Raw genomic sequence first — 23,066 nt, 5'->3', positions numbered from 1 at the left:
GGCGGGGAAAACGCCAGTCCAGTTTACCTGCATGGAAAAGTAACCTCCTGATATGGCTGGATAATTCACCTACCCCGCCATGAATGTTCAAACGGTTTGGTCATGGGACCAAATGCAATTCATGTATATTGTATACAAAATTAAAAACGCAGGTGCAACGGGATTCTTCCGCAAAAAGAAAAGGGCCCGAAATCGGGCCCTTTGGTTGGTGGTGATGTCTGAATAATATCAGGCAAAGAATGGCAGTTTCTGAACCCGCGGCGGCATCGTTTCGCCAGTCACGACAGCAAGCGTTTTGGCAATGATCACGCCATCGCACAGCTCATTCTCCACCAGCTTTCTGGCGGCCTTGCCTAATTCTGCGCGCTTTGCGTCATCTTCCATAAGCGTTTCGATGGCATTGGCCAATGCGTTTGCATCACGTAGCGGCACCAGAATTCCGTTTTCCTGATCGCGGACAATTTCGCGACACCCGGGCACATCGGTTGCAACCATCGCAAGCCCGCAAGCTGCTGCTTCGAGCAATGCCTTTGGCAATCCTTCGCGCCAGGACGGCAGAACAGCAAGATCCGCATCGCGCAGAAGCGACGCAACATCGCTTCGTTTGCCGAGCCATTCGACAAGCCCGTCTTTTTGCCAACCGATAAGATCAGCTTCATTCGCACTGTCGGGATTGGCCGGATCAACATCGCCAACCAGAAGAATACGGTAATCACGACCGCGGGATTTAAGCATGCGGGCCGCTTCAATCAGTTCTGCAAGCCCCTTTGACCACAACATGCGGGCCACAAAAATCGCCGTTTTGGGATTACCGGGTGCCTTATCAGCCGGGGCATATGCCGAGATATCAACACCTGATCCCCGCACCAGACTGATACGGTTTTCCTTAAAACCGAGCCCCTTCATCAGAGCAAGATCATCCTGATTTTGCACGATTATATGAACAGAACCAAAGCGGGCATAAACCCGCAAAATCATCGAGACGATGGCACGAACAACCTTTGCCTTGACCCCGCCCGAAACGAACAGAAAGCCAAGCCCGGTTACCATATTGACCGACCGCCTTGCACCAACCAGCATGCCGGCGAATACCGACAGAACAACACATTGAATGGCAACATTGACGATCACGTCCGGGTTTTCGCGACGGATCAGACAAGCCAATGCCTTAACGGTCTTAAGCGACTTGAGCGGGCTTAGCCCACCACGCGCAATCGGAATATTGACCACGCGGAAACCTTCGGCACGCAGGGCCTCGGTCGCGGCCCCGGTATTGCAGGCAACAACAACCTCGTCACCACGCACCAATGCCGCCCGCCCCAATCCGATCCGGTGCGAGACGAAAGACCAGTCTTCAGCACAGACAATCATGGTTTTGCGGCGGGATTTGGGTTTTCTTGTCGCAAGTAGCGCTTCACGGCGCAACAGCGCCAACGATAATGACAAAAGGAAGACCCCGAACCACCATGACGTCCAGAACGAGTAATTGAACAGTCCGGCAAACCAGTATGCGGCCAGCATCATGAGCGGCAAAGCCGCCGCCCTTAGCCCGTTGCAATACACATCCGTAATCGCGGTCTTTGCAATTAACAGAACCAGCGGCACAACGACAGCAAGCCCCACCAGCCCGACTTCAAGCCAGATTTCCATGAACCAGCTATGGGGATGTCCGGGCAACACAGATTGATTGGATGTTCCCGCCATTTCATCGGCACCGGGAACCCAGGGCGATGCATTGATCCCATAGCCGATCAGGGGATGATCAAAGACGTGGCTAAAGGCAAATTTCCAGATCATCTGGCGGTGAATATCAACAAGCCAGGTCGGCAGATAGGCGTCAAAGCCCATCAGGCTGCTTGAATTGCTTGTCACCCCGCTCAACCATGTCAGGGCAATGACGCAAATACCGGCCACCCCGACCAACACGCCGATTTTAAGGACGCGGGACTTGATCAGAAGTACCGCACAAAAACCAACCGCACAGGCCGCAGCCATCATCGCCGCCACATTGGCACGACCATGCGACACCTCAAGGATCGGAAGAATGCAGATTGCCGCCAGCACCGAAACATATCGACGCAATCCCTTATGGTCGACGGCATCAATGACCAGCATCATCGCCCCGAAAATCAGGAAACTGCCAACCGGTTTGAGGCGACGGGTGATGTCGAACGCAAAGTCCGGTTCACGCAGCGCCTTGAGCGATAATAATTCCGGATACACAAGAATGGAAAACATGCAGTAACCGACAACTGCAACCGCACCATATATACATGCATCCCACGCAAGCCGTGCTTTTGGTTCGATCAGGCGCATCAGATACCAGATACCCGCCATCATTGCGAAACGCCCGGTCCAGGTTTCTAGCGACTTTCCCGGCATGATCGAACAAGCAGCAGACACGAAAAAGGCCGCCAGTGCCGCGCAGACAAGCAAGCCAATAGGCGTCGCAATATCAGCACGCATTTTGCGCCAGGCTTCACCATGATCAGCAGACGCAAGTGCTGCAATCAGCGACAGTCCAAGCCCGATCCCCAAGGCCGTCCGCCCAAAGAAAAACAGCGGTGCAGAAAGACCAAACAGGATAGCGGCAAGGCCGAGCACAGTGTCGCGCCAATGCCGCGCCGGGACAGATTGTTGCATGATAAGCGGTTCCAAATTGAAGTCTGCCATCTTGCTAAACCTGCACCGTGCCCGCGTCAATCACGGATCGACCAACCCGGCCTGCATGTGGTTTAATCTTCCCAATGATATTCAACCTGTTATCAAAAAAGGATGATCATGGCAGAGATGAAAGCCCTGTTGCGATTTCCTGGCGAGCGCAAAGTCGTCCTTGCCAACTGTCCGGTTCCAATCCCGGGCGACCATGACATCCTTGTTCAAACATGCTTTAGCGTCATCAGCCCAGGCACGGAATTCACCCAGGTGCGTCAGGCAACAGCACCGCTGTGGCAAAAGGCATGGCAACGCCCCGATCTTGTTGCACTGACGTTGAAATCACTGGCAACCAGCGGTGCAAAGGCCACCGCTTCGCGCGTCACCAATCAGCTTGGCCGTCCGATGCCATTGGGATATTCGGCAATCGGGCGGATAGAACGCATTGGTGCCAAGGCGGACGGCTTTTATCTTGGCCAGCGGGTGGCGATTGCCGGAATGGGCCATGCCAGCCATGCCCAATGGAACCGTGTTCCGATCAATATGGCCTGCCCGGTTCCCGATAGCGTCCCGGACGACAAGGCGGCTTTTGCCACCCTTTATGCCCTTGCACTGCATGGCTTGCGACAGGGGCAAACAACCATTGGCGACAAGATCGCGACTATCGGTGCGGGGCTGATCGGCCAGTTGCTTGTGCAAACGGCCCATGCAAGCGGCGCGCGCACCACCATCATCGAACCGAACCCCTTGCGCCGGCAACTTGCGCAGGAAAACGGTGCCCATGGCGGGGTCGATCATTGCCGCCACGCACCCGATAACAGTTTTGATGCTGTTTATATCTGTGCTGCCGCGCGCGGCATGCATGCATTGATCGATCAGGCAGCACGTATGTGCCGGGATCGCGGCACAATCATTTGCGTTGGCGATGTCAATATCAGCGCCCATCGCAAAGCCCTTTATGACAAGGAAATTAGCATTCATCAGGTCCGCTCATACGGGCCGGGCCGCTATGACCCCGCCTATGAAGAACTGGGCCATGACTACCCGCTGGGCTATGTGCGCTGGACAATCAAACGCAATATGCAGGCTGCCCTTGATTTGATGGCGGATGGCAAACTTGATCCATCCCCCCTGATCACAAACAAGATCACCTTTGCCGATATCGCCGATCATTTCGCAAATGGTCCGTCGCAGGATCAGTTGGCGACACTGGTAAGTTATGACATTGCATCGCAGCCGACCGAGCAAGCCACACCAACCCCGCTAACCCCGCCAACCGATCCCCGGGTGCGCTCGACGCCAAAGCCCGGTCAACCTTCCAAGCAACAACCACCAACACGCAAAGCAAGCCCCGTGACCCTTGGTCTGATCGGCACCGGAAATTACCTTGGCAGTCAGTTGGTCCCGCATTTGAAAAACTGCAGCAATGCCGATATTGTCGCATGCTGTTCCCGTGACGGGCTTTCTGCGATGGCGGTTGCGCGCAAGTTTGGCAATGCCCGCGCGCTGACAGCCGCCAACGAGATTTTCGAAAACCCCGCAATCAACAGTGTCATGATCGCCACCCGCCATGACAGCCACGCAGCCCTTACCGCCGACGCACTGAAATCCGGAAAACATGTCTGGCTTGAAAAACCGATTGCGATAACCCGCGACGGGCTTGCGCTTTTGCACGATTGCCAGTCGGCAATGGCACCTGATTCGATCTTTATGATCGGGCATAATCGCCGCTATGCCGCCATGACCGCAAATCTGAAAGACGCCCTGCCCGACGGGCCAAAGCATTTCCGTTACCGGGTGCGCGTCACCCCGCTTGCCGATCGGCACTGGCTGAACAATCCGGAACAGGGCGGGCGTACACTTGGCGAGATCACCCATTTCATTGACCTGATCGCCAGTCTGAACCGGACCGAAATCAGTGATATCCGTTGCCAATGGCTTGATCGCAGCAGCGGTGACAGCATCTGGACAATCCGGTTCGAAGATGGATCACAAGGTGACATCAGCTATCAGCACAGCACACGTCGCGAACCCAAGGAAATCCTTCAAATCGATGCACCGGGATTTGATGCGCAACTGACGGACTGGCGCAAACTTTCGATCAATGGACGCACCGTGATGCGCACATATTTCGGCCAGGATAAAGGCCACAGATCGGCTATTGAAACCTTTGTCGATGCCATCGCATCCGGCAGGCAGGATCGGCTGATGCCGGGCCTTGAAGATGAAATCAAACTGATGGCACTCGTGATCAATGCCGCCGGTTATTGATCAGAAGGCGCCGGCATAAAGCACAATCAACGGCAAGGTGATCATGCTGATCACAGTGGTAATCAGAATGGTCGTGGCCGACCGGTCGATACAGACATTATAACTGCCGGCGATGATCGCCACATTCGCCCCGGATGGCAGCGCGGCCACAAGGGTCAGGATGGTCAGTTGCAAGGGCGGCAGATCAAAGATGAAATGCCCGACCGAAAAGACCAGAAGCGGCTGAACAAACATCTTGGCCACCGTACAGAGCAAGCTGGCACTCAGATTGCCGCGCACCGACTGCCCGTAAAGCCCCGCACCGACCAGCAAAAGCGCAATGGTCGGTCCGGCTGTGCGGAACCGCTCAAAGGTGCCGTCGATCATTTCGGGCATCCGGATCTTAAGCAGGGATGCCAGCACACCCAGAATAATCGCGATGATGATCGGGTTTTTCAAAACCCGCAAAACGCTGCGCAGGACTTTCGGCAACCAGTGCCCGTCACCGCCGCTGCGCGATCCTTCGACGATCATGATCGTCATCCCCAGAAGACTGAGCGGATGGATCGACAAAATGATCAATACCGGCACCAGACCTTCTTCACCGTATACGGCCTGCACCAGCGGAATGCCCAGAAGAACGATGTTGGAAAACACCCCGCCCATCGCGGTCACAGCGGATTCATCGGTTCTGGCCTTAAGCCACAAACGCGCAATGACAAACACCACCGCAAAGTTCAAAAACACACCGGAATAATAGCTGCCCCACAGGCGCAAATCGAAATGCGCACTGATGTCGGATTGCGACAAAGTCTGAAACAGCATGGCCGGGATAAAGGCATTCATCGCGATTTTGGCAAGGAACGGAATACCCTGGCGGGAGATGATCTTGATATGGGTCAGCACAAAGCCGCACATGATCGTCAAAAAGACAGGACCAACTTTTCCAACGATCAGATCAAGCATATTCCCCCCGGCATCCCTGTAAAGCAAGGCGCGATAACAGACCCCAAATTCCATAAATCGCGCAAAAAGAAAGGACGGCATCAGCGATACCGTCCTGAAATAGTACAAAGCAATTTAAATGCTTACCAGTGTTACGGTACGAATGCCGGACAATGCAGCTATGCGCGTCAGGCCTCGGGATCGGTTTGAACGCGGCGAACCGCATCCTTCCACCCTGCCAAAAGACCATCGCGGCGCGATGTTTCGATCTTCGGTTCGAAACTGGCATCCAGATGCCAGTTGGCGGAAATATGATCAAGATCGCGGTAAATCCCGGCCTGAAGACCGGCAAGATAGGCCGCACCAAGGGCCGTGGTTTCGGTGACTTCGGGCCGTTCGACCGAAATGCCCAAAACGTCCGACAGCATCTGGCACAGCCAGTCATTGGCAACCATGCCGCCATCAACACGCACCGCCTTGGGCGACACACCATCTGCCGCCATGGCTTCGAACAGGTCAAATGTCTGGTAACAAACACTTTCAAGCGCGGCACGGACAAATTCGCGCGGGCCGGTATCACGCGTCAGGCCAAAAATCGCCCCGCGCGCATCCGGGTCCCAGTAGGGCGCGCCAAGTCCGGTAAAGGCCGGGACAAGATAAACCCCGTGATTGTCATCAAGGGATTTTGCCAATCCTTCGGTTTCAGCCGCCGATTTGATGATGCCAAGACCATCGCGCAACCATTGTACCGCCGCCCCGGCAACAAAGATCGCCCCTTCGATGGCATAGCTTGTCTTGCCATTGATGCGATACCCGACCGTGGTCAAAAGACGATGCTGTGATGTTACGGCCTCCTCCCCGGTATTGAGGATCACAAAGCAACCGGTGCCATAGGTGCTTTTGATATCGCCCGGCTCAAAGCAGCATTGGCCAAAGGCCGCCGCCTGCTGATCGCCCGCCATGCCCAGAACCGGGATTTCGGCCCCGAACAGATCGGGATCGGTTGCGCCAAAGTCGGCCGCACAATCCTTGACTTCGGGCAGCATGGTTTGCGGCACCCGGAAGATTTGGCAAAGCGTATCGTCCCAAGCGTTTTCGCGGATGTTAAACAGGTTGGTGCGTGCGGCATTGGTGGCATCGGTCGCATGGGATTTACCACCGGTCAAACGCCACAAAAGGAAACTGTCGACCGTGCCGAACGCAAGATCACCCTGCTCGGCCCGTGCCCGCGCGCCTGATACATGATCAAGGATCCAGGCAACCTTGGTGGCCGAAAAATACGGATCGATCAAAAGACCCGAACGTGCATTGACCGCATCCTCAAGCCCCGGATCACGTTTTTTCAAATCATGGCACAGCGATGCGGTGCGACGGTCTTGCCAGACAATGGCATTGTAAATTGCCTTGCCGGTTTTGCGATCCCAGACAACGGTGGTTTCGCGCTGGTTGGTGATGCCAATGGCTGCGACCTGTTTGATATCAACGCGCGCCAATGCCTCTTTGCAGACGGCAACAACCGTGTTCCACAAATCTTCGGGGTCATGTTCGACCCAGCCGCTATTGGGGAAATGTTGGGGGAATTCCTGTTGTGCGACGGAAACGGATCGGCCGTTTTCATCAAAAACAATCGCACGTGAACTTGTCGTTCCCTGATCAATGGCAAGGATGTAACGCGTATCGGTCATTTGTGTTTTCCTCCCGAGCCGGCAGTTTCCCTGCCCTCTGACCCTGCATGATGCCATGCGTTCTGCCCGTCTTTGCGATCGGGCGGTTGGCTTTATCGCTCTATTTAGAAAAAAATCGCACCAAAAAACAATTCGTTTTCGAAAATTTTTCACCGATTTTCTGGCAAAGCCCTGTTGGGTGAGAGCCTATCACACGTTGCATGCGGCAAAAATGGCCGGTTTTCGCGCGGCACGCGAATTGCAACAAATCCGGCAAGAATGAATTCCAACCGGCATCTTTTTCCCATGGAGGGCTCTTATGGGATTGTATGACACATTGCTGAGCGTCACCAAAACCGCCTATAGCGCCAAAAGTGCGGCTTCGCAGGGCATGACGATTGCATCAAACAGTCAGCCGCTTCCTGATGACGACAAGGAAGAAAATACCGAGCTGGCCTATATCCGCGAACACGGCTTCACCACCTATGTAAAGGAAATCGAGGAACGCAAAATCGAAGAATTGCGCGCCAAAATCCTTAAAAGCATGGGGCTGGACGAAGAAGCACTGGCCAAAATGGATGCCGAAGATCGTCAGGCGGTCGAAAAAACCATCGCTGATGCCATCGAACAGCAGCTTAATGGCAATACACTTGCCAATGCGGAACTCGGTAAAAATGACGGCAAGGAATCCGAAAGCGAACGCCGCGACCGGATGCAGGCACAGATCGCCTTTAACCCGCGCATGTTTGATGTCTTTACCGAACTGCAATCGGAACTGCCGGCCGGATCGTCACAATCCATCACCGGCGAAGAAGACGATCCCCAGACATCGGGCGCACGAAAAGATCTGTTTTCGGCCTGATCATCCCGGGTAACAGACCAGCACAATCACAAACGAAAAGGGCGCTGCGATTTGCAGCGCCCTTTTGCTTGCGTGCCCTGTCCGGGATCAGTCGTCGATCCCGCCAATGCAGACATATTTGACTTCGAGATAATCCTCGACGCCGTATTTCGAACCCTCGCGGCCAACACCGGACTGTTTGAAACCGCCAAACGGTGCAACCTCGGTCGCCATGACGCCGACATTCACACCGACCAGACCGCTTTCAAGTCCTTCGGCCAGCTTCCAGATGCGCGAAATGTCACGCGAATAGAAATATGACGCCAGGCCAAATTCGGAATCATTGGCCATTTCCAGAACTTCATCATCGCTGTGGAAACGGATCAGGGGTGCCATCGGGCCAAAGGTTTCCTCGCGGAAGACCGTCATGTCACGGTTGGCATCGGCAATCACCGTCGGCTGGAAGAACGACCCGCCAAGTTCATGGCGTTTGCCACCGGTCAGGATGCGGCCACCTTTGGACACAGCATCGGCAACCTGGTTTTCAACCTTTGCCACCGCCTTCTCATTGATCAGCGGACCAATGACCACGCCGTCCTCAAAACCGTTACCGACCGGCATTTCCGCGACTTTGGCGGCATATTTTTCGGCAAATTCGTCATAGACCGCATCATGGACAAACAGACGGTTCGCACAGACACAGGTCTGACCGGCATTGCGGTATTTCGATGCAATCGCACCTTCGACGGCGGCATCGATATCGGCATCTTCACAGACGATGAACGGCGCATTGCCACCAAGTTCAAGGCTGATTTTCTTGACCGTATCGGCACATTGGCGCATCAGCAAACGCCCGACCGGGGTCGATCCGGTAAAGGTCAGTTTGCGGACTTTCGGGTTTTCGGTCATTTCCGCACCGATTTCGACCGCTTCACCGGTGACAATCGACAGCAGCCCTTTGGGAAGGCCGGCACGTTCGGCCAGGATCGCCATGGCCAGTGCGGAATAAGGCGTTTCCATTGCCGGTTTGACCACCATCGCACAGCCAACGGCCAGTGCCGGGCCCGCCTTGCGCGTGATCATTGCCGTCGGGAAGTTCCACGGCGTGATCGCGGCACAAACACCGACCGGTTCTTTCAGAACCATCACACGGCGGCCTTCGGCAAAGGTCGGGATCACGTCACCGTAAACACGTTTGCCTTCTTCGGCGAACCATTGCAGGAAGCTTGACGCATAGGCGATTTCGCCCTTCGCCTCGGCAAGCGGCTTGCCCTGTTCGGCGGTCATGATGGCACCAAGATCATCCTGGTTTTCCATCATCAGGTCGTACCATTTCATCAGAATGGCCGAACGTTCCTTCGCCGTGCGCTTTTTCCAAAGCTTCTGGGCCTTTTCGGCAACATTGACCGCATGGGCAACCGCGTCGCGGCCAAGGACCGGCACAGTGCCAAGCACTTCACCGGTGGCCGGGTTGGTGACCTGTTCGGTTTTCCCGTCTGGGGCATCGACCCATTCCCCGCCGACATAGGCCTGCTGGGTGAAAAGTGACGGGTCTTTAAGCGATATCATTTTAGTGCCTCCGGAATTCTTTATTGGGAGCAACTCGATCGGATATCCCACATCTAGTCTGCTCCGGGATCAATGCCACATCTTCGCGAGATATTTCTGCCTTGGCAATCGCAAACAACCATGACCACGCCCTTTGCCAGAAGATTGCAACCGGTCGCTCATTCAAACGGAATTTTGGCAGAAAATGCGACCCCGGCGCCTTCTGCAGGGCGCCAGCCCCCCACCTGCGAACATCATCTGCATCGTGAAAACGTCGCGTAATCCACCGGTTGCAGGAGTCCCATCGATTTTCGTTTTCTACCGATTCCGATCATTTTCAAAGGTGGGCAAACACCGGCTGCTCCCCGCCAACAGGCCTGTGAACTCGGCTATTTTCAAATAAAATTACTAAATATCAAATGCATAGCAAAATCCACAGCAAGTTCATTATCGAAAATTCAAACCGGCAATAATTTTCGCTTGCAATTATTTTTAGCCACTCGTAACGTTTGTGAAATAACGGAACGGCATCTGAGAACAGCCGTCACAAATAAGAGCACCAGGGAGGCAACGGTTGCTCAGTTCAGAAACATTCGACATTGCCATCATTGGCGGTGGCATCAATGGTACGGGCATTGCGCGCGACGCGTCGGGCCGCGGGCTGAGTGTCTTTTTGTGTGAAAAGGACGACCTTGCCAGCGCCACCTCATCGGCCAGCACCAAACTGATCCATGGCGGCCTGCGCTATCTTGAACATTATGAATTCCGACTGGTCCGCGAGGCATTGATTGAACGCGAAGTGTTGCTGCGCGCTGCCCCGCATATCATCTGGCCGCTGCGTTTTGTGCTGCCCCATGTCAAGGGTCTGCGCCCGGCATGGATGATCCGTCTGGGTCTGTTTTTATATGACCATCTTGGTGGTCGCGAAAAACTTCCGGGATCGGAGGGAATCCGTCTTGCATCCCATCCGGCTGGCCAGCCCTTGGTCAAGGGGATGGACAAGGCATTCGTCTATTCCGATTGCTGGGTGCAAGATGCCCGTCTGGTGGTTCTTAATGCCATGGACGCACGAGACAAGGGTGCCGATATTCGCACACATACCGAATGTGTGTCGGCCAAACGCGACGGCGATCTTTGGAATGTCACGATCCGTAATATCGATGATGGCAGTGAACAGGTCATAAAGGCCAGATCACTGGTCAATGCCGCAGGCCCATGGTGTGCAGAACTGCTTGAAAGCCGGGTCGAGGCCAAAAAGAAACAGGGCATCCGCATGGTTCAGGGCAGCCACATCGTGGTGCCCAAACTGTTTGACCATGAATATTGCTATATCTTCCAGAACCCGGACGGGCGCATCGTTTTTGCCATCCCCTATGAACAGGATTTCACCCTGATCGGCACGACGGACCGGGATTATAAGGGCGATCCGTCCAAGGTCGCGATCAGCGACGAGGAAACGCAATATCTGTGCGATCTTGCCAACAGCTATTTCGAAAAGAAAATCACCACCGATGATGTTGTCTGGACCTATTCCGGGGTGCGCCCGCTTTATGGCGATGGCAGCGAAGACGCATCACAGGTCACCCGCGACTATGTTCTTGAAATTGATCGCGGTGATCAGCAACAGGATGGTGCACCGCTTCTAAACATCTATGGCGGCAAGATCACGACCTATCGCAAGCTTGCTGAATCAGCCATGACCAAGCTTTGCCCTTTGCTGGGGCAGAAAGACACCCGCTGGACCGCGACAAGCGCGCTTCCGGGGGGCGACATGCCGGACGCGGATTTCGAGCGGTATCTTACCGCGATGCACAAGAAATTTCCGTGGATTCCCGACGCACAAATCTACCGTTACGTGCAAAACTACGGCACACTCACCAACAGAATTATTGGTGATGCGTCTGATCTTCAGGGGCTTGGCAGGCATCTGGGGGATGACGTTTATGAATGTGAATTGCGCTATCTGGTGGATTGTGAATGGGCCAAAACAGCCCAGGACGTTTTGTGGCGCCGCTCCAAGCTGGGGCTGCATGTATCGGATGAGACGCGTAATGCCATTGTCCAATGGTTCGCAACGGAACCGAAATCAAGAAACACCGTGAAAACGGGCGAAGGAAACAGTGGAAAATGACCCTTACGCTTGAAAACATATCCAAGACCGTGGGAGGGGAGTCCCACATCGACGATGTGTCGATGACGCTGGAACCGGGATCATTCAACGTCCTTTTGGGGCGGACCCTGGCCGGCAAGACGACACTGATGCGCATTATGGCCGGGCTTGAACCGCCAAGCAGCGGGCGCATTCTGGTCGATAATGTTGATGTGACCGGCATGGCCGTCCAGAAGCGCAATGTCGCCATGGTCTATCAGCAATTCATCAATTACCCGTCGATGAATGTCTATGACAATATCGCATCCCCCCTGAAGCTTCAGGGTGTCGCCAAGGCCGAAATCGACAAGCGTGTGCGTTCAACCGCCGAGTTGATGCATATCGAACATCTGCTTGATCGTCTGCCACAGGAACTTTCCGGTGGCCAGCAACAGCGTACCGCCATGGCACGCGCCATGGTCAAGGACTGCAAATTGCTGTTGCTTGACGAACCGCTGGTCAATCTTGACTACAAATTGCGCGAAGAACTGCGCGAAGAAATCCCGAACCTTCTGGCGGAACGCGACACCATTGTTGTCTATGCCACGACCGAACCGATGGAAGCCCTTCTGCTGGGTGGGAAATGTGCGGTCATGCATGAAGGCCGCGTCACCCAGTTTGGCCCGACCACACAGGTTTACCACAACCCGGCCTTTGTCGAGACCGGCCTGATCTTTTCCGATCCGCCGATCAATCTGGTCGATGCCGAAGTCCGCGATGGCGCGATCTTTATGAAATCGGGTCATCAGGTGCCGCTTGCCGGTCATCTGTCGGGGCTTTCGAACGGCACCTACACCCTTGGCATTCGCGCCAACCACCTGTCGGTTGATCCGACCGGCGATAGCACGATCGCCATGCAGGGACAGGTTGAGCTGGCCGAAATCACCGGTTCGGAAACCTTTGTCCATGTGCATTTCAATGATGTTTCCTGGGTCATTCAGGAAGAAGGCGTTCACAACCCGCGTCTGGGCGAAGCCACGTCGTTCTATGTCGATCCGACACGTCTGTTTGCCTTTGATGCAAACGGCAAACTCGTGGCCGCCCCGCCGGTCGAGATTTCCAACGGCAAAGCGGCGTGAGGTGAGTTAGAAAAATGGCACGTATTGATCTTAAAAGCCTTGCGCATTCATACTTCCCCGATCCGAAATCGGACGAGGATTATGCCCTTCGCCGCATGGAACATGTCTGGGAAGATGGCGGGGCCTATGCCCTTTTGGGCCCGTCGGGCTGTGGCAAGACCACATTGCTCAACATCATTTCCGGCCTTCTGACACCCTCGCACGGGCAGGTTCTGTTTGATGGCAAGGATGTCACCCATCTGGCCCCCGAAGACCGCAACATCGCACAGGTTTTCCAGTTCCCGGTGATCTATGACACCATGACGGTTTACGAAAACCTGGCCTTTCCGTTGCGCAACCGTGGTGTCGATGAAAAACGCGTCGATGCGCGTGTGCGCGAAATCGCCGGGATGCTGGATCTGACCGGCAAGCTCAAACAAAAGGCCCGCGGCCTTGGTGCGGATGAAAAACAGACCATCTCGCTTGGTCGTGGTCTGGTCCGTGATGATGTTTCGGCCATTCTGTTTGACGAACCGCTGACGGTGATTGACCCGCATCTGAAATGGGTTCTGCGCCGCAAGCTTAAGGAAATTCACAACAAACTGCGCCCGACCATGGTTTACGTCACCCATGACCAGGTCGAAGCCCTGACTTTTGCCGACAAGGTCGTCGTCATGTATGGCGGCAAGGTCGTGCAGTTGGGCACCCCGCAGGAACTGTTTGAAAATCCGGCCCATACCTTTGTCGGGTACTTCATCGGAAGCCCCGGCATGAACATCATGGATTGCAAGATCGATGATGGTGCGGCCTGGATTGACGGGCAACGGATCGGACTGTCGGACCGTCATCTTGATGCCGTTTCCAAACAAAGCGGCAAGATCGAACTCGGTATCCGTCCGGAATTCCTGACCCTTGAAACCGGCACTGCTGCCAAGGGAACCGATGGTGTTGAGGTCAACATCATCAAGGTCGAAGACCTTGGCCAGTACAAGATCGCGACCACCCGGTTTGGCGCGTCCGAAATCAAGGTCAAGCTTGGCGAAGACGAACAGGTGATCGGCCAGTCCGGCATCCTGCGCTTTGCCCCGGAATGGACCAAGCTTTACGCCGACAGTCAGTTGGTCGCGTAAGGGGGGATGGGGAAATGAACAAGATTACCAACAACAAGGCCTGGTTCCTCGTCCTGCCAGTGTTCTTCATCGTTGCCATCAGCGCGATCATTCCGCTGATGACGGTTGTGAACTATTCCGTTCAGGACATTTTTGATCCGCAAACCCGGTTCTTTGTCGGTACCGAATGGTTCGAACAGGTTCTGGGCGACAGCCGCCTGCATGATGCGCTGATACGTCAGATCATTTATACACTGAGCGTTCTGTTCATCGAAATCCCGCTGGGGATTGCGGTTGCGCTGACCCTGCCGCGCAAGGGCTGGGGCGTTTCGGCATCGATGGTTCTGCTGGCCTTGCCGCTGCTTATTCCATGGAACGTGGTTGGCACCATCTGGCAGATTTTCGGCCGTGCCGACATTGGCCTTGGCGGTTATGTCATCAATCTTCTGGGCATTGACTATAACTATTCCCAGAACCCGATGGATGCATGGGTCACGGTTCTTGTCATGGATGTATGGCACTGGACCAGCCTGATTGTTCTGCTGTGCTATGCCGGGTTGCGTTCGATCCCGGATGCCTATTATCAGGCGGCCAAAATTGACGGCGCATCGCGCTGGGCCGTGTTCCGCTTTATCCAGCTTCCGAAAATGCAGTCGGTTCTCGTGATCGGTGTTCTGCTGCGCTTTATGGACAGCTTCATGATCTATACCGAACCGTTCGTCCTTACCGGTGGTGGTCCGGGCAATGCCACAACCTTCCTTAGCCAGTTCCTGACCCGTATGGCGGTCGGCCAGTTTGACCTTGGGCCTGCTGCGGCCTTCTCGCTGGTCTACTTCCTGATCATTCTGCTGGTTTGCTGGGTTTTCTATACCGTCGTGATGAACGCCGGAAAGCGGGAGGAACAATAAAATGCACTTCCAGAAACGTCATATCGGACTTCTTCTTTATATCCTGTTCCTGTTGCTGCCGATCTATTGGCTGTTCAACATGTCGATCAAGACCAATACGGAAATCCTGGGGGCCATGACCCTGTTCCCGGATAATCCGACCTTGGCGAACTATGCGACGATCCTGACCGATCCGGCCTGGTATTCGGGCTATATCAACTCGATGATCTATGTCGGGATCAACGTGATCATTTCGCTGGTTGTGGCCCTTCCGGCGGCTTATGCATTCTCGCGGTTCAACTTTACCGGCGACAAGCATCTGTTCTTCTGGCTTCTGACCAACCGCATGGCGCCGCCGGCCGTGTTCCTGTTGCCGTTCTTCCAGCTTTATTCAAGTGTCGGCCTGTTTGACACCCATATTGCTGTGGCCCTTGCGCACTGCCTGTTCAACGTGCCGCTGGCGGTGTGGATTTTGGAAGGCTTCATGTCAGGCATTCCCAAGGAAATCGATGAAACCGCCTATATCGACGGTTATTCGTTCCCGCGCTTCTTTGCCACGATCTTCATTCCGCTGATCCGGTCGGGCATCGGGGTGACCGCCTTCTTCTGTTTCATGTTCAGCTGGGTTGAGCTGCTTTTGGCCCGCACCCTGACCTCGGTCGATGCAAAACCGATCGTGGCCACCATGACCCGTACGGTTTCGGCATCGGGCCTTGATTGGGGTGTGCTGGCAGCAGCAGGTGTTTTGACAATCGTCCCGGGGGCCTTGGTGATCTGGTTTGTGCGCAACTACATCGCCAAAGGTTTCGCGATGGGTCGCGTGTAATCGGCAAACAGGAGGAATATCAACATGTCTTGGATGGCCTGGACCCCGATTACCGCTGTGTTTTTCAGCTGCATCATCTTGATGCTGATCGGAATGGGAATTTGGCAGGCGGTATCACCAACCGTCCCGCGGCGCGGCTTCTTGCCGCTGACCACCACGCGCGGTGACCGCCTTTTCATCAGTTTACTGGGTGCGGCCTATATCCATCTTGGATGGCTGGCCTTTACCGACATCGCCCTTTGGGTCGGTTCGGTGATCGCACTGGCCTGGCTCATCATTGTGATGCGCTGGGGATGATCCCGGGGAACGGCGCTGTGATCTGTCACAGTGCCGTTCCCTTGATATTCGTCGCGGCGGGTTGTCTGTCTTCCCCTGCCGTTGATGACCGGGTTTGATCCGGATGAGCAAAAAGGAAGACAACCAGGGAGAAAACGACATGATCGTTAAAGCCAAAGGCGCTTCGAGCGTTGTTAAAGGCAGTGCCGTTGCAGTCGCTCTTGGTCTTGCTGTACTGGCCAACCCGGCCATGGCTGACCAGTATACTGACGCGGCCAAGAAATGGATCGACAGCGAGTTTCAGCCGTCGAGCCTGAGCAAGGATGCCCAGATGGCCGAACTGGAATGGTTCATCAAGGCAGCCGAGCCGTTCCGTGGCATGGACATCAACGTGGTGTCCGAAACCATCACCACGCACGAATATGAATCCAAGGTTCTGGCAAAGGCTTTCTCGGAAATCACCGGGATCAACCTGACCCATGACCTGATTGGTGAAGGTGACGTTATCGAGAAACTGCAAACCCAGATGCAGTCGAACCGTAACATCTATGACGCCTATATCAATGACTCGGACCTGATCGGTACCCATTCGCGCTATGACGCGGTTGTGCCGCTTTCCGACTTCATGTCCGGCGAAGGCAAAGACGTCACCTCCCCGACCCTTGATCTTGAAGATTTCATCGGTCTGTCTTTCACCACCGGTCCGGATGGCAAGCTTTATCAGCTTCCTGACCAGCAGTTCGCGAACCTTTACTGGTTCCGTTATGACTGGTTCCAGCGTGAAGACCTGCAAAAGCAGTTCAAAGACAAATACGGCTATGACCTTGGCGTTCCGGTCAACTGGTCGGCTTATGAAGACATCGCCGAATTCTTCACCAACGATGTCGGTGAAATCGACGGTCAGAAAGTCTATGGCCACATGGATTACGGTAAAAAAGACCCGTCGCTGGGTTGGCGCTTTACCGATGCGTGGCTGTCGATGGCAGGTGCTGGCGACAAGGGCCTTCCGAACGGTCTTCCGGTTGACGAATGGGGCATTCGCGTTGAAGGCTGCGCACCGGCCGGTTCAAGCGTGACCCGCGGTGGTGCGGCCAACGGCCCGGCGGCTGTTTACGCCCTGACCAAATATATCGACTGGCTCAAGGCCTATGCCCCGGCAGAAGCCGCTGGCATGACCTTTGGCGAAGCTGGTCCGGTTCCGGCACAGGGCCAGATCGCACAGCAGATCTTCTGGTACACTGCCTTTACCGCCGACATGGCGAAAAAAGGCACCCCGGTTGTGAACGAAGACGGCACGCCGAAATGGCGTATGGCCCCGTCCCCGCACGGCCCGTACTGGGAAGAAGGCATGAAGCTTGGCTATCAGGATGTGGGTTCCTGGACCCTGATGAAGTCCACCCCGCTTGAGCGCCGCAAAGCTGCATGGCTTTATGCACAGTTTGTAACTTCGAAATCCGTATCGCTGAAAAAGACCCTGACCGGTCTGACCCCGATCCGTCAGTCTGACCTGGACACCCAGGAAATGACCGATATCGCACCGAACTGGGGTGGTCTGGTCGAGTTCTATCGTTCCCCGGCCCGTGTCCAGTGGTCGCCGACCGGTACCAACGTTCCGGATTATCCGAAACTGGCTCAGCTCTGGTGGCAGAACGTTGCCGAAGCTGTAACCGGCGAACGCACCCCGCAGGAAGCAATGGATAACCTTGCGACCTCGATGGACCGTGTTCTTCAGCGTCTGGAACGTGCAGGCATCGGTGGCGAATGCGCACCGAAACTGAACGAAGAACGTGATGCACAATACTGGTTCGACCAGCCAGGTGCACCGAAAGCGAAACTCGCAAACGAAAAACCGCAGGGTGAGACCGTCAAATATGACGATCTGATCGCGGAATGGCGTGCGGCTCAGAAAAACTAGGAGCCACACTACTGGGGGTGCCGGGGGTGTTTTTCATCCCCGGCCGTCCCCGCCATCGCTTTATTGTTTGATCGATTTTCAGCCATCCATTTCATCACATTCACATTTCCAATGCTTTTTACCTCCCTGCAATGAGCGCACCTTACGGGACTGACTTTCCCCTTTTTGGCGGAAAGCCGGTCCCGCCTTTTTCCGCCCGGATTTGCAAACAAGGCACAGGGTCCCGACCTTCATGACATATCTGACCGATCCATTTTCAAAGATGCCGCAAACCAAACTGTTGCGCCGATCCCTGCGTGCTTTGGCGTTTGTTATTGCCGGACACGTGACCCTGTCGGCACCGGCATTTGCCGGGTCGATGCTTGATGAAGGTGTTTCGGCCTATCGCCACGGCAACTTCGAAAAATCGGCACAAATTTTCACCCCGCTTGCCCGGAACGGTGATGCCACCGCGCAATATCTTTTGTCCTGTCAGATGATCAACGGGGCGGGTGTCAGCGCCGATGAGGCAACCGGTTGGAACATGATGCAACAGGCCACCGACAACCGGCATCCCGATGCCAGCATCATCATGGCGCGCAAACTCGAAGCATCCGGCGCCCCGACCGACCAGATCCGGGCGCTTTATCAACAAAGTTCCGATCAGGGCGAAACACAGGCCATGCTTTGGCTGGCCCTAGACGCGCTTGATCAGGGTAAACCGGACGATGCCAAGGCCCTGCTTGAAAAGGCGTGGGAACTTGGCGATCCGCGTGCGGCAACGCTTCTTGCCAACCGTTTCACCAAAACCGACAGCGGCCGGTATCAATATCTTCGTTCTGCCGCCCAGCGTGGTGAAATGCGTGCCGCGGCCTATCTTGCCGAAGAAGCACGGTCGGTTGACGATACCGCAGAGGCCGTTGGCTGGTGTGCGATTGCCACCGGCCTTCCCGGTCATAACGAACATGTCGACTGGAAATCCATCGGGGATGCAGTCGAAAAGAACTGCGCAAAGTTTGACAAGGATCTTGGCGAACAGGACCGCGCAGCCAACCGCGAACGGGTCGACCAGTTCCTTGCGACCTTCTTTGAAAACTATCAGCCATGGACCCCGTGGAAGCCCTGTGCCGTAAGGTAAATTTGTCGGGGCGCGGGCATCTCTTGTCTTGATAAAATGACCGGAATCCACACATACTTCGGGTAGATTTATCCGGGGATGTGGTGTGGAACGGTTTGCACGATTTATTGTAACTTTCAGATGGACTGCGATCTGTCTTTTGTTGGCAATGAGCTGTGCAGTTTCAAGCCCGGATTCCAAGGCATCCGATCACGTTCCGCTTGAAATCATCTGGCAACAGGTGCCCTCTGCCCCGGCAGTAATCACCGAAGGCCCGTCCGTTGGCGAAGGCTATTTGCAGCGCACGACCGACTGGCTGATCAGCCATCTTCCCGAATTTCACCACCAGATACGTGTGATGCCGGTGCCCAAGGTCCTTGATGAAATGGCCAAGGGGCAATTCATCTGTTCGAACTTTCTGTTCGAAAGTGCGCTGCGCCGCGAATATATGCTGTTCTCCGACCCGGTGATGGAATTGCATCCGATCCACTTGTTCATCGCGCCGGAAAAGCTGCCTGATTTGCGCTTTGCCATGCGTGACGGGGCGGTTGATCTGGGCCTTCTGGCCGGTCAGGACAAACTGTCGATCGGCATATCGGTGGGCTATCGCTTTGACGAGGGACTGGTACCCGGCATCAATGACTTTTTACACGCCCATATGACCCAAAGTGCCGGCACGACCGAAATGGTTGTTCGGCTGTTTGATGTCCGCCGCATTGACGGTTTCATCGCCTATGAGGTCAATGTGAATTACTATCGCGAAACCGCACAGCTTGAACGTGACACTGTGGCTGTGCCGATTGTCGGGGTGCCGCGCCGCCCCCTGCCGGTGTCATGCAGCGGTGACAAACAGCAGGCCCGAAAGATCATTGACGCGGTAAATCTGTTGCTGTCCAACCCGGAAAATCGTCGCGAAATTCACGCTTTCTATACCCGCTGGTCAGAACCCGCACATTAAAGTCACATACCTTTTGACGGCCGGGCTGCCAGCATCTTTTCAAGTTCGGCCAGATCATCAATCGTATTGGCATTGGCAAACATAGCCAGATCGCTTTCCTGACAGGGAAATGTCACCGCAACTGCGTCCAGTGCCCGCAACGGGGTACGCACCCGGCGATCATCATCAGCCAGCAATTTTGCAATCACCGGCGCACTTTCGCGGTGCCAGGCCGATGACAGATAATGGTCGCGATCGCCATGCCGGGCAAAAGCCGCCCGAACGCCGGCATCAAGGGCCGCCGATACCAGCTTGGCTGCCATATCATCGGGCACCACCGGGCAATCAACCGGAAAAGTCACCAGCCAGTCGACCCCGTCAGGTAATGCCGTCAAACCACCCAGAACCCCGCCAAGGGGCCCGTGCCCGGCCTTGGGGATATCGGCCACCACCTTTGCTTCATATGCGGCAAATGTTTCGGGCGGCTGGTTTGATGAAATCATCACGGGGTCACAATGCCGCCCGGCATTTTCAACGGCCATCGCAATCAGTGGGCGTCCGCCAATCTGGCGAAACGGCTTGTCCCCACCCATACGCCGCCCTTCCCCACCGGCCAGAACAAGACCGGCGATCGCGATCATAGAAAAGCGGGTTTGATCAGATTTCGTCACAACGTCAGCAAACCTTTGAATTGGGGCAATTAATTTGATGACCTCATCATAATCCAGAGCTTGGCAGCATGCATCTTTCGTATTGTGACAAAGGCACATTCATGACTAAACAACAATGCTGCATCGCATCATTTTTAAATTGTCGCACTGCAGTCATTGAATTAGACTGGTTACAGATAGTTCGACTTTCCACCTCGATACCGGACGACCGGTATTCCTGATCCAATCAATGGGGACGGCCCCGCAAGACAGGAGGCCCCCATGGCCTGGACAGCGTTGGTTATTGCCGGATTTCTGGAAATTTGCTGGGCGATTGGTCTGAAATACACTGAAGGTTTCACCAAGCCCATCCCAAGCGCCCTGACCATTACCGCGATTGCAGCCAGCTTCTGGCTACTTTCAATCGCCATGCGTTCCATTCCGATTGGAACGGCTTATGCGATCTGGACCGGTATAGGTGCCGCTGGTGCCGTAATCTTTGGCATCCTCATGGTCGGTGAACCGGCCAATGTCGGCCGCCTGATTGCGATCTGCATGATCCTTGGCGGGATCGTGATGCTGAAACTGTTCAGCCCGGCCTGATCGCGGTCGCCATCAGCACATCCATTTTCGATACATGCAAAACGGGGCAGCCATTGGCTGCCCCGTTTCTGTTTCAACATGCCCAAGCGCGGCCTAGACGCCGGCCGGGATGCCTTTGCGTTCGACCTTGCGCGGGGATGTGATTTCTTTCCATTTGGAAAGGGCCTTGTTGACCGCCGGATAAGGTTCGCGGGCGATGAATTCGCCGTCGCCGCATTTGGCCAGAACCACGCCTTCTTCGGCGGCAATGCGCCCGCGGCTGATGGTGTAGCGCGGAAGGCCGGTGACCTCGATGCCTTCGAACACGTTGTAATCGATTGCCGATTGCTGATGTTCAGCGGTGATGGTTTTCGAGGCCTTGGGATCCCAGACCACAAGATCGGCATCCGCCCCGACCAGAACCGCGCCTTTGCGCGGATAGATGTTCAGGATCTTGGCAATATTGGTCGAGGTTGCCGCCACGAACTCGTTCATGGTCAGGCGACCTGTATTGACCCCATAGGTCCACAGAAGCGGCATGCGGTCTTCAAGACCACCGGTACCGTTCGGAATTTTGGTGAAATCGCCTACACCCATCCGTTTCTGTTCGGTGGTGAAGGCGCAATGGTCGGTCGCCACCACCTGCAAGCTGCCCGATGCCAGACCGTTCCAAAGCCCGTCCTGATGTTCCTTGCTGCGGAATGGCGGGGACATGACGCGGCGTGCGGCATGATCCCAATCGGCATTCTTGTATTCGCTGTCATCAAGGATCAGGTGCTGGATCAACGGTTCGCCAAACACGCGCTTGCCATTGGCGCGTGCGCGACGGATGGCTTCATGGGCCGGTTCGCACGATACATGCACGATATAAAGCGGCACATTGGCCATATCGGCAATCATGATCGCACGGTTGCACGCCTCGCCCTCGACATCGACCGGGCGGGAATAGGCATGGGCTTCGGGGCCGTTATTGCCTTCGGCCAGCAATTTCTGCTGAAGGGTGGCGACCACATCGCCGTTTTCGGCATGAACAAGCGGCATCGCGCCCAGTTCCGAACAACGCGAGAAGGATGCAAACATCTCGTCATCATCCACCATAAGCGCACCCTTATAGGCCATGAAATGCTTGAAGGTGTTGATGCCTTTTTCCTGCACGACGGTCTTCATTTCGTCAAAGACCTGCTCGCTCCACCAGGTGATCGCCATGTGGAAAGAATAGTCGCAAACCGCCTTGGAAGATTTGTTGTCCCAGGCCTGCAATGCTTCGAGCAGCGACTGGTTGGGGGCCGGAAGACAGAAATCCACCACCATGGTCGTGCCACCGGCAACCGCGGCCTTGGTGCCGCTTTCGAAATCGTCTTCGGAATAGGTCCCCATAAAGGGCATTTCCATATGGGTGTGCGGATCAATCCCGCCGGGCATCACATAGCAGCCATCGGCGTCAATCACCTTGTCCCCGGTCAGGTTGTCTCCGATCGCGGCAATCTTGCCGTCTTCGATCAGGATGTCGGATTTGTAAGTCAGATCGGCGGTAACAATGGTTCCGCCACGAATAACCATGGACATGGGTGGCTCCTTGTCTGTCTGTTTGGCGAAAAGTTGCGGGCCATCCCGGCATTTCACCCTTTTCCCGGACGGGTCCGGGCCTTTTTCAAACACAAAATCGGGAGGTCAGCCC

19 protein-coding genes are annotated in these 23,066 nt (G+C 55.2%); 13 read left to right on the top strand and 6 right to left on the bottom strand.

Annotated elements, in window-relative coordinates; all coding sequences use genetic code 11:
* Positions 1–228 precede the first annotated feature (228 nt).
* Positions 229–2,643 carry a glycosyltransferase gene (locus AUQ42_RS04955; protein ID WP_197460787.1) on the bottom strand — a complete coding sequence of 805 codons (2,415 nt, stop codon included), beginning with the start codon at positions 2,641–2,643 and terminating at the stop codon, positions 229–231.
* A gap of 138 nt (positions 2,644–2,781) precedes the next feature.
* Between AUQ42_RS04955 and AUQ42_RS04950 the strand changes: the two genes are divergently transcribed.
* On the top strand, positions 2,782–4,926 hold the full coding sequence (locus AUQ42_RS04950) for a bi-domain-containing oxidoreductase (protein ID WP_197460786.1): 2,145 nt from the start codon (positions 2,782–2,784) through the stop codon (positions 4,924–4,926).
* On the opposite strand, the gene AUQ42_RS04945 is transcribed toward AUQ42_RS04950, so the two are convergent.
* Positions 4,927–5,952: an AEC family transporter gene (locus AUQ42_RS04945; protein ID WP_231856684.1), complete on the bottom strand. Its 1,026-nt coding sequence runs from the start codon at positions 5,950–5,952 to the stop codon at positions 4,927–4,929.
* An 86-nt stretch (positions 5,953–6,038) separates the two neighbouring features.
* Positions 6,039–7,535, bottom strand: a complete 1,497-nt coding sequence (gene glpK / locus AUQ42_RS04940) for a glycerol kinase GlpK (protein WP_068517987.1) — start codon at positions 7,533–7,535, stop codon at positions 6,039–6,041.
* A gap of 55 nt (positions 7,536–7,590) precedes the next feature.
* On the opposite strand from glpK, the gene AUQ42_RS15770 reads away from it, so the two are divergent.
* Both AUQ42_RS15770 and AUQ42_RS04935 read left to right on the top strand, forming a co-directional pair.
* A complete protein-coding gene (locus AUQ42_RS15770; RefSeq protein ID WP_156480835.1) occupies positions 7,591–7,797 on the top strand; it encodes a hypothetical protein in 207 nt (68 codons plus the stop codon).
* Positions 7,798–7,833: 36 nt separating this feature from the next.
* On the top strand, positions 7,834–8,376 hold the full coding sequence (locus AUQ42_RS04935; protein WP_068517986.1) for a hypothetical protein: 543 nt from the start codon (positions 7,834–7,836) through the stop codon (positions 8,374–8,376).
* An 87-nt stretch (positions 8,377–8,463) separates the two neighbouring features.
* Here AUQ42_RS04935 and AUQ42_RS04930 read toward each other — a convergent pair whose 3' ends face one another.
* Entirely contained in the window at positions 8,464–9,924 is a 1,461-nt protein-coding gene (locus AUQ42_RS04930) for an NAD-dependent succinate-semialdehyde dehydrogenase (protein ID WP_068517985.1), read from the bottom strand.
* Positions 9,925–10,477: 553 nt separating this feature from the next.
* Here AUQ42_RS04930 and glpD point away from each other — a divergent pair.
* The 9 genes from glpD to AUQ42_RS04885 all read left to right on the top strand — a co-directional run bounded on the left by glpD (position 10,478) and on the right by AUQ42_RS04885 (position 20,177).
* Positions 10,478–12,034, top strand: a complete 1,557-nt coding sequence (glpD, locus tag AUQ42_RS04925; RefSeq protein WP_068517984.1) for a glycerol-3-phosphate dehydrogenase — start codon at positions 10,478–10,480, stop codon at positions 12,032–12,034.
* Positions 12,031–13,131 carry an ABC transporter ATP-binding protein gene (locus AUQ42_RS04920; RefSeq protein ID WP_068517983.1) on the top strand — a complete coding sequence of 367 codons (1,101 nt, stop codon included), beginning with the start codon at positions 12,031–12,033 and terminating at the stop codon, positions 13,129–13,131. Before glpD ends, AUQ42_RS04920 begins: the two co-directional genes overlap by 4 nt.
* 14 nt (positions 13,132–13,145) lie before the next feature.
* Complete coding sequence (locus AUQ42_RS04915; protein ID WP_068517982.1) at positions 13,146–14,240, top strand: ABC transporter ATP-binding protein; 1,095 nt, start codon at positions 13,146–13,148, stop codon at positions 14,238–14,240.
* 14 nt (positions 14,241–14,254) lie between these two features.
* On the top strand, positions 14,255–15,127 hold the full coding sequence (locus tag AUQ42_RS04910) for a carbohydrate ABC transporter permease (RefSeq protein ID WP_068517981.1): 873 nt from the start codon (positions 14,255–14,257) through the stop codon (positions 15,125–15,127).
* A 1-nt stretch (position 15,128) separates the two neighbouring features.
* Positions 15,129–15,932: a carbohydrate ABC transporter permease gene (locus tag AUQ42_RS04905; protein ID WP_068517980.1), complete on the top strand. Its 804-nt coding sequence runs from the start codon at positions 15,129–15,131 to the stop codon at positions 15,930–15,932.
* Between the two features lie 24 nt (positions 15,933–15,956).
* Positions 15,957–16,229: a DUF2160 domain-containing protein gene (locus tag AUQ42_RS04900; protein ID WP_068517979.1), complete on the top strand. Its 273-nt coding sequence runs from the start codon at positions 15,957–15,959 to the stop codon at positions 16,227–16,229.
* A gap of 139 nt (positions 16,230–16,368) precedes the next feature.
* Positions 16,369–18,123 carry an ABC transporter substrate-binding protein gene (locus tag AUQ42_RS04895; RefSeq protein WP_068518000.1) on the top strand — a complete coding sequence of 585 codons (1,755 nt, stop codon included), beginning with the start codon at positions 16,369–16,371 and terminating at the stop codon, positions 18,121–18,123.
* Positions 18,124–18,355: 232 nt separating this feature from the next.
* Positions 18,356–19,240, top strand: a complete 885-nt coding sequence (locus AUQ42_RS04890) for a tetratricopeptide repeat protein (RefSeq protein WP_231856683.1) — start codon at positions 18,356–18,358, stop codon at positions 19,238–19,240.
* Positions 19,241–19,325: 85 nt separating this feature from the next.
* Complete coding sequence (locus AUQ42_RS04885) at positions 19,326–20,177, top strand: hypothetical protein (protein WP_156480834.1); 852 nt, start codon at positions 19,326–19,328, stop codon at positions 20,175–20,177.
* 2 nt (positions 20,178–20,179) lie between these two features.
* Here AUQ42_RS04885 and AUQ42_RS04880 read toward each other — a convergent pair whose 3' ends face one another.
* On the bottom strand, positions 20,180–20,797 hold the full coding sequence (locus AUQ42_RS04880; protein WP_068517977.1) for a molybdenum cofactor guanylyltransferase: 618 nt from the start codon (positions 20,795–20,797) through the stop codon (positions 20,180–20,182).
* Positions 20,798–21,088: 291 nt separating this feature from the next.
* Here AUQ42_RS04880 and sugE point away from each other — a divergent pair, with 291 nt between their 5' ends.
* Positions 21,089–21,409 carry a quaternary ammonium compound efflux SMR transporter SugE gene (sugE, locus tag AUQ42_RS04875; RefSeq protein ID WP_068517976.1) on the top strand — a complete coding sequence of 107 codons (321 nt, stop codon included), beginning with the start codon at positions 21,089–21,091 and terminating at the stop codon, positions 21,407–21,409.
* Positions 21,410–21,502: 93 nt separating this feature from the next.
* On the opposite strand, the gene hydA is transcribed toward sugE, so the two are convergent.
* Complete coding sequence (hydA, locus tag AUQ42_RS04870) at positions 21,503–22,954, bottom strand: dihydropyrimidinase (RefSeq protein WP_068517998.1); 1,452 nt, start codon at positions 22,952–22,954, stop codon at positions 21,503–21,505.
* Positions 22,955–23,066: the final 112 nt, after the last annotated feature.

The sequence above is a fragment of the Thalassospira sp. MCCC 1A02491 genome (assembly GCF_001613785.1).
In the GTDB taxonomy this organism is placed as follows: domain Bacteria; phylum Pseudomonadota; class Alphaproteobacteria; order Rhodospirillales; family Thalassospiraceae; genus Thalassospira; species Thalassospira povalilytica.
This window is presented reverse-complemented; position numbering and strand designations above follow the sequence as displayed.